The following is a 6,987-nucleotide window of genomic DNA, read 5'->3' on the forward strand; positions in this document are numbered from 1 at the left end:
CACCCGGGCCAGCGCCGCCCGATCCGGGGCCGGATCGACCACCGTGGCCGCGACCGTCGCGACCAGCGCGGTGGTCAGGCCGGCCCCTGCCACCGCCATCGCCCCCGCCCACCGGCGCATGCTTGGGGTCTTCGCCGCGGCCGCCGCCAGCTCCTCGGCCAACTCGCCGCAGCTGCCGTGCCGGTGCGCGGGGTCTTCGGCCATCGCCTTGCGCAGCACCCGATCGACGGGCGAGCCCAGCAGCGGGACCGAAAGAACCCGCCGGTCGCGCACCGGGGTCGCCGGCACCCCGGCCAGGCAGTCGTAGAGCACGCAACCCAGCGCGTACACATCGGTTCGGCGATCGACGTCGCGGCCACTGCGCTGCTGCTCCGGCGAGAGATACAGCAGGCTGCCGACCGTCGCGCCGGTGGTGGTGATCGAGCTGAGCTCGATATCCTTGGCGATGCCGAAGTCACACAGATAGGCCCGCCCAGTCGCCTCCTCTATCAAAATGTTGGCCGGCTTGACATCCCGGTGAATCACGTTGCGCGCGTGTGCCGCGTCGAGGGCCGCGGCCACCTGCTGCGCGATATCGACCGTCGCCTCCAGACCGAGCTTTCCATGATTTTCCAGTACCAGGCGGAGGTTCGATCCCTCGATGAAGCGCATCGTCAGAAAGCCCAGCCGGCCACCGTCGGCCTTTCCGGCGCGGTAGACATCCACGATGTTCGGGTGCTTCAGGGTCACGGCGACCCGGGACTCCCGCTCGAACCGCTCCGCGAAACCCGGCAGGCGCATCAGCTCCGGCCCGATGACCTTGAGCGCTACCGGCCGGCCGCTGTCCGCCTCCTCCGCGCGGAACACCTCGCTCATCCCGGTCCGCGCCAGCTGCGCCCGCAGCCGGTAGCCCGGCAGCGGACCGGTGATGTCGGGCCGGTCCAGCGGCGTGTGTTCGGTCTCGTCCAACGTCTGCTGCCCACCCCTCAGCCACGCCTCGGCACCACCCGATTATCCAGCAGCCGGCATGCGGCCCGAGAGCCTGTACAGCTTCCAGCCGACGGCGAGGTGGAAAGCGATGAGCGCGAAGAGCCCGAGCGCCGCCGCGAGCGAGTCCGGATCGGCAAGCACGGCCATGCCCGCGCCAAGAACGGCCAGGCCGAGCAGCACACTGGCCGTGCCCAACCGCTTGCCCGGCGCCGGGGCCGGTGGATTCCTGCTCAAGGACACCCGCGCGGCCGACATCCTGCACGTCATCAAGCGGGCCGCCGCGGGCGAACCGATCCTGTCGCCGGCCGTCACCGATGCCCGCCGGCCGTCAACGAAGACGCCGGGCTAGGGTGCTCGCATGACGGCCGAGGCGGGCGAGGTGACGGAGCAGATCACGATCGATGCCGCGCCGGGCGAGGTGTTCGCCGCCGTGGCGGACATGCGCCGGATGGCCCGCTGGAGCCCGGAGTGCTTCGCAGTGTGGATCTGGCGCAGCCGCGACGGCCTGCCACACCGCTTCGTGGGCTGGAACCGTCGCAAAGGGTTCGTATGGTTTACCACCTGCCGGGTGGTGGTCGCCAAGCCAGGCGAGGAGTTCGCGTTCGACGTGACCACGTTTGGCCAGCCGGTGTCGCGCTGGGGTTATCGCTTCGAGCCGGCCGATGGCGGCAGCACGGTGGTCACCGAGTATTGGCACGATCGCCGCAATAGAGCGGCTCTCACTCTCGGGCGCATCTTCACGGGCGCGGTGGCGACACGGCGGGGCGAGGCCAACCGCGAGGGCATGCGTGCGACCCTGCGGCGTCTGAAGTCAGACCTGGAGTGACGCCTGCTCCGCCGTGGTGAGGTCAACCGTGCGGGCGTGCGCGACCCTGCGGCGGCGCAAGTCAGACCTCGAGTGACTCGGCTGCTTTCTTGAAGCCGTGGTTTTCCTTGGCGAGCGCATCGGCGAGAGCGCGCCCGGCGACGAGGCCGAGCAGGCGTGCGCCGAAGCCCGTGATCTCAAGGACGAGCGTGTTGCGGCACCCGTCGGCCGTGGGTGCGAGCAGGTGTGAGCCGGTCATGGTGATGCCCATGCGCTTGGTCTGCCACGTGAACTCGCGCTCGGGCTCCAGGCGCGTAACCGTCCAAATCGCTGCGGCCTGACCGGGTTGTTTGATGCGCGCGCTGCTGCCGACCGCTATCGGGCCGGAGTCGAGACGCTCGACGCGCTGCATGGTCGGCGTGTAGCCGGGCCAGCCCTCGACGTCGAGCGTCAGCTCCCACACCCGCCGGACCGGTGCGCTGATGGTGATCGTGTGCTGCCATCGCATGGATTGAATGTACCATGTGGTACATGGCGCGAGACCAGTTGCTGGACAAGGTTGTGACGTACGCCGCCGAGCAGGGCATCGCCGGCAAGAGCCTGCGCGAGATCGCGTCCGGTGTGGGGACCAGCCACCGCATGCTGATCTACCACTTCGGGTCGCATGAGGGCCTGATGACGGCGATCGTCGGTGCGGTGGAGGCCCAGCAGCGGGCCGTGCTCGCCGAGCTGGCGCGCGACGCGCGCTCCCCGCGGGAGCTCATGGCCGCCCTCTGGGCCGAGGTCTCCAGTCCCGAGGTGCGCCCGTTCGTGCGCCTGTTCTTCGAGGTTTTCGGGCTCGCGGTGCAGGGTGCGCCCGGCACGCAAGCCATGCTCGAAAACCTCACCGAGCCGTGGCTCACCGCCGGAGTCGCGGCCGCTGCCCGCATCGGTGCGCCCACCGACGCCGCCGCGATCCGGCTCGGCGTGGCGGTCACGCGCGGGCTGCTGCTGGAGCTCCTCGCCGGCGCCGATCCGGCGGAGATCGAGGCGTCACACCGGCTTTTTATTCAATTCTTTGAGCGGTACCAGGCGGGCTAGCATGAGCCCGTGCCAAGCCAACTCGATCCGCGTCAATTGCTCGCCGCCTACGACGCCCAGCTGCGCGCCCGTCCCGACCCGGACCTTCCCGAGCGGGCGGTGCTGGAGTGGGACGGCCCGCTGATGCGCGTCTCCGGCGTCTACACCGGTGGGTTCGTCGAATATCGCGACCTCGGCGGGCTGACCGGCGATGAGCTCGACGCGTTCATCGCCCGCCAGCGCGACCATTTCGCCGCGCGGGGCGAGGAGTTCGAGTGGAAGACGCGCGGCCACGACCTGCCCGAAGACCTGCCACAGCGGTTGCTCGCGGCGGGCTTCGTGCCGCAGGAGCGCGAGACCGTCATCATCGGGCTCGCCGCCGACCACGCCGACGCGCACCCGCCCCTGCCCGAGGGCGTGACGCTGCGCGAAACCCGTTCGCCCGCAGACTTCGGGCACATCGCCGAGCTGAATACGGTGGTGTGGGAGACGGACATGGGCTGGCTGAGCGAGATGTTGTCCACGGAGTCCACATCGGACAATCTCAAGGTCTATGTCGCCGAGGCCGACGGCCGGGTGGTCAGCGCGGCTTGGATCCGGTTCGTGCCGGGCACCGATTTCGCGGGTCTCTGGGGCGGATCGACGCTCAAGGAATATCGCGGGCGCGGGCTCTATCGCGCGCTCGTCGCCGTGCGCGCCGCCGACGCCGTCGCACGTGGCCACAAATACCTGCAGGTCGACGCGTCCGACGACAGCCGCCCGATCCTGGAGCGGCTCGGTTTCGTCGCGGTCACCACGACCACGCCTTACATGTGGCGGCCCAGCAGCACCTGATCGAGGGTGTGCGCGGCGATCGCGGCCATGCGTGGGTTGTCGTCGGCGTGCAGCGAAAACACTGTGCCGAAGACGAGAGCCCAGCCATGGGCGCATACAGCCCGGTCGTCACGGTGATGGGCAACATACAGTGGAGCGTGAGCGTCAGCCTGCCCGGCCACTCCAAAATCAGCGTGAGCGGCCGGGAGAGCTATCGCTGCAACTAAATAGTGGGAACCCCACGACTAAATCGACACTTTCCCATACCGTGATCTGATGGCTCTGGTGTGCATACTGGTCGCGCTCCTGCTTGTGGCGCCGCAGCCGCCGCAACATGACACGCGCCCGCCGACCGCTCCGGGCAAACTGACCGCACTGCGCGTCACGAGCACAGGCGTCACGCTCACCTGGCACGCCTCGACCGGCAACGCGGGGGTCGTGGCCTACGACGTCTACATGGGACAGTCGCTGGTCCGCTCCGTCGCCGAGCCCACAGCCGTGGTGGCCGACCTCGTGGCGGGCACTACATACACGTTCACCGTGCGGGCGCGCGACTCCGCCGGCAACGTTTCGCGGGCGAGCAACCGGGCCTCGGCGACGGTGGGAATGGTGCGGCCGCCCGACTTCACCGTGTGGGGCTTCAGCCAGTCCGATGTGGATGGCGAGGATCCGCAGGTCTACCAGTTCGTGCCGGATGTCAACATCCGCGCCATCGGCAAGTGGTCCACCAATGGCGATGAGGCTGAGGACTACAACTTCGCGCAAATCAACCGGTACCACGAAAAGGGAATCACCTTCATCGGCAGCGGCACGACAAGCGTCATCTTCCCGCACGACTTCCCCACGCCCGAAATCTTCGACGACATGTCCACCCGCGACGCCGACGGCAATCCCGTGCCGCACGACGAGTTCGGCTTTCCGATCCCCGCCCGGCGGGGCAACATGTTCAATCCGAGATATCGCGAGTATCTGCTCGGCTGGGCCAAACTCCAGATCGACGGCGGTGTCGACGGGCTCAGCTTCGACGAGGTGAACGCCGGGTTCAGCGGCGGGCTCAAGTGGGGCTTCAATGGCAATGAGGGGTTCGACGACTACGCGCTGGCCGACTTCAACCGCTATCTGCTCGCGAAATATCCCGCGTTCACGGATGCGGATTGGCGGTCGCGCTTCGGGATGACCGACGACAACATCGTGCGGCGGGACGTGCCACCATCCGATTTGGACCGCAACTTCAACTATCGCGACTATCTGCGGGCCAACGGCTGGAACACCAATCCGGTCAACGCCACCAACCCGTTGGCCCCCGAGTGGGGTCGGGTCATCCCCAACCGGATGTATGCGGACGACATGTCGTTCACGGCCACCTATCTGCGCCGATACTGGAAGCAGATGGTCGATGAGTTGCGGGCCTATGCCTGGCACACTGTGCCTTATGGCCGCGGGCGTCTCGCCTCGGCCCCCTGCGCGCCGCGACCGGCCGCAGCGCCGTGTGGCCTCCTCTCGCACCCGACAGGCCGTGCGGGCCGCCAGATCCTCATCACGTCCAACGGGCTCCTGCCCTATGTGGACTTCAACGGCGTAGGCATGTATCCGTGGAACGCCGACGAGCAGACCCCGGACGGCCGGGGCGCCGATTATGTCCCCGTCGTCAACGGCCATTTGAACGGGGCCAAGTCACTGCAGGCGAATTACCGGTACCTCAAAGAAAAAAGCCGGCAGATCGCGGGCCGCAACGTTCCGGTCGTCGTGTTCATCGACTGGCCCAATGACATGATGACGAACTATTTGAATCTGCCGCTGCAGGAGAAGAAGGACTACTGGCAGATTTTCGGCGCCGAAGCCTACGCCAACGGCATCTTCCCGGCGTTCCACCTGAAGGACACGGTCGGCAGCCCCACCGCGGAGCAGCTGGGCATGCTGGGCTTCTACGGCACATATAGCAGGTTCTATCGCGAGCACGCTAACCTGTTCCGCCACAACGACATCGCTTCGGCTGGGCTGCGCCTGAGCGCGGGCAACGTTTCGGCCAGCCTGCTCGTCCAGCGCGGCACCGGAGCACGCACGCTGCACCTGGTCAACCACAACTACAACCTCGGGATCGTGCCGCAGACCGGATTCACCGCCGAGGTCGACCTGCCGTCCTGCCCGCGCGGCCCGATCACCATGGTCTCGCCCGATTTCGCCGGCTCGAAGACGCCCGAGTCGTCGTGCCGCCACGGCAGGCTGACTCTCACCATCGACCGTCTTGATTATTACAATGTTATGAGTATCGGGTGACAAAGCCGCGTCGCCGGAAGATGCGCAGCATCCAACCACAAAACGCCAGCGCCAACCCGAGCACGATCACCGAGCCGGCCGCGGCCGACCACAGCATGCCGGCCGGCACCGGCTTGCCCTGCAAAATCGTGCGCATCGCCTCGAACGCCAGCCCGGTGGGCAGGTATCGCATCACCTCACCGATCCCGCCGGGCAGCGCCGAAACCGGGAAGAACACGCCCGACACCGACAGCATCACGTAGTTCAGGCCCCACGTCAGAATCTCCGCGCTCGGCCCGAACCGCAGCATCAGCCCCAGGATGATGAACCCGAGCGCCCACCCGTTGACGATGAGCAGCAACACGATCGGCACGGCGCTCCAGCCGAGCGAATTCAGCGCGAAACCGTAGACGAGCGTGGTCATCACCGTGATCGTGGTCATCGTGAGGGTCAGCTTCATCAGGCCGAACGCCGCCACGCCGGTGAGGTATTCGGCCGGGGTGACGGAGGTGGTGAGCACGTTGAGCAGGTTGCGGGTCTGCGTCTCGTCCATCACCGACAGCGACACCGTCGAGAGCAGCACCACCCGCTCGCACAGCGTCTCCACCTCGCGCATGTTGTGGCTCGTCACCAGCAACGCCGTGCCGTCGCGCCGGTGCGCGTCGAGCATGGCCTGGCGCACCCGCGCGGCGATGTCAGGGTCGAGGCTGGCCGTCGGCTCGTCGAGGATCAGCAGATCGGGCCGGTGCAGCACCGCCTTCACGATGCTCACCAGCGTACGCTGCCCGCTCGACAGCTCCTGGTTGCGCCGGGGCATCAGCTCGGTCAGCCCGAACGCCGCGGCCGCCTCGTCGATCCCCGCCCGCTTGCGGCGCGTCGGGTGCTCAGCTTGCGGCACTTAGCACGGCACGCGGGCTCGCTATGCCGTCGAATGCGGGATTGCGAGCTGCGGCCCGTTGGAGGAGCAAGTCGACTCGTCGCCAAGAGGTCACCTGTCGACTAGGGAGGCTTGCCACAGGTAGGTGCTCGTCGGGGTGGGTGGGATGGGTACCCGGCTCGGCTCAGGGAACGGCGGCGTGCAGAGT

Annotated in this window: 9 protein-coding genes; 6 read left to right on the top strand and 3 right to left on the bottom strand. The window is 67.6% G+C overall.

Annotated elements, in window-relative coordinates; all coding sequences use genetic code 11:
• A partial coding sequence (locus tag DM816_RS39005; RefSeq protein ID WP_162908285.1) for a serine/threonine-protein kinase occupies positions 1 to 948 on the bottom strand: 948 nt, incomplete at its 3' end.
• 109 nt (positions 949 to 1,057) lie between these two features.
• On the opposite strand from DM816_RS39005, the gene DM816_RS46045 reads away from it, so the two are divergent.
• Together DM816_RS46045 and DM816_RS39015 are read left to right on the top strand one after the other, a co-directional pair.
• A complete protein-coding gene (locus DM816_RS46045; RefSeq protein ID WP_211589046.1) occupies positions 1,058 to 1,318 on the top strand; it encodes a hypothetical protein in 261 nt (86 codons plus the stop codon).
• A gap of 9 nt (positions 1,319 to 1,327) precedes the next feature.
• A complete protein-coding gene (locus tag DM816_RS39015) occupies positions 1,328 to 1,795 on the top strand; it encodes an SRPBCC family protein (protein WP_117215510.1) in 468 nt (155 codons plus the stop codon).
• A 61-nt stretch (positions 1,796 to 1,856) separates the two neighbouring features.
• Here the strand turns inward: DM816_RS39015 and DM816_RS39020 are convergent, their stop codons facing one another.
• Positions 1,857 to 2,282 (bottom strand): SRPBCC family protein, encoded by a 426-nt coding sequence (locus DM816_RS39020; protein WP_117215511.1) that lies wholly within the window; start codon positions 2,280 to 2,282, stop codon positions 1,857 to 1,859.
• Positions 2,283 to 2,305: 23 nt separating this feature from the next.
• On the opposite strand from DM816_RS39020, the gene DM816_RS39025 reads away from it, so the two are divergent.
• Genes DM816_RS39025 through DM816_RS44045 form a run of 4 tightly spaced genes read left to right on the top strand, consistent with a single transcriptional unit; the run spans position 2,306 to position 5,923 of the window.
• Positions 2,306 to 2,854: a TetR/AcrR family transcriptional regulator gene (locus DM816_RS39025; RefSeq protein WP_211589047.1), complete on the top strand. Its 549-nt coding sequence runs from the start codon at positions 2,306 to 2,308 to the stop codon at positions 2,852 to 2,854.
• Positions 2,855 to 2,863: 9 nt separating this feature from the next.
• Positions 2,864 to 3,667: a GNAT family N-acetyltransferase gene (locus tag DM816_RS39030; RefSeq protein WP_211589048.1), complete on the top strand. Its 804-nt coding sequence runs from the start codon at positions 2,864 to 2,866 to the stop codon at positions 3,665 to 3,667.
• A complete protein-coding gene (locus tag DM816_RS39035; protein ID WP_117215513.1) occupies positions 3,646 to 3,873 on the top strand; it encodes a hypothetical protein in 228 nt (75 codons plus the stop codon). The genes DM816_RS39030 and DM816_RS39035 overlap by 22 nt, the downstream gene beginning before the upstream one ends.
• Positions 3,874 to 3,922: 49 nt before the next feature.
• Positions 3,923 to 5,923 carry a fibronectin type III domain-containing protein gene (locus tag DM816_RS44045; RefSeq protein ID WP_211589049.1) on the top strand — a complete coding sequence of 667 codons (2,001 nt, stop codon included), beginning with the start codon at positions 3,923 to 3,925 and terminating at the stop codon, positions 5,921 to 5,923.
• Here DM816_RS44045 and DM816_RS39045 read toward each other — a convergent pair.
• The gene (locus DM816_RS39045) at positions 5,907 to 6,800 is read right to left on the bottom strand and encodes an AAA family ATPase (RefSeq protein ID WP_117215514.1); all 894 of its coding nucleotides are present in this window, start codon (positions 6,798 to 6,800) and stop codon (positions 5,907 to 5,909) included. The genes DM816_RS44045 and DM816_RS39045 overlap by 17 nt on opposite strands.
• Positions 6,801 to 6,987 lie beyond the last annotated feature (187 nt).

Origin of the sequence: Allorhizocola rhizosphaerae, from assembly GCF_003426775.1 — a bacterium.
Lineage (GTDB): Bacteria > Actinomycetota > Actinomycetes > Mycobacteriales > Micromonosporaceae > Allorhizocola > Allorhizocola rhizosphaerae.

What these genes read in the sequence shown, in the direction of transcription:
- DM816_RS46045 (WP_211589046.1), top strand. Translation starts at nt 1,058, where the DNA reads ATGAGCGCGAAGAGCCCGAGCGCCGCCGCGAGCGAGTCCGGATCGGCA.
- DM816_RS39015 (WP_117215510.1), top strand. Translation starts at nt 1,328, where the DNA reads ATGACGGCCGAGGCGGGCGAGGTGACGGAGCAGATCACGATCGATGCC.
- DM816_RS39020 (WP_117215511.1), bottom strand. Translation starts at nt 2,282, where the DNA reads ATGCGATGGCAGCACACGATCACCATCAGCGCACCGGTCCGGCGGGTG.
- DM816_RS39025 (WP_211589047.1), top strand. Translation starts at nt 2,306, where the DNA reads ATGGCGCGAGACCAGTTGCTGGACAAGGTTGTGACGTACGCCGCCGAG.
- DM816_RS44045 (WP_211589049.1), top strand. Translation starts at nt 3,923, where the DNA reads ATGGCTCTGGTGTGCATACTGGTCGCGCTCCTGCTTGTGGCGCCGCAG.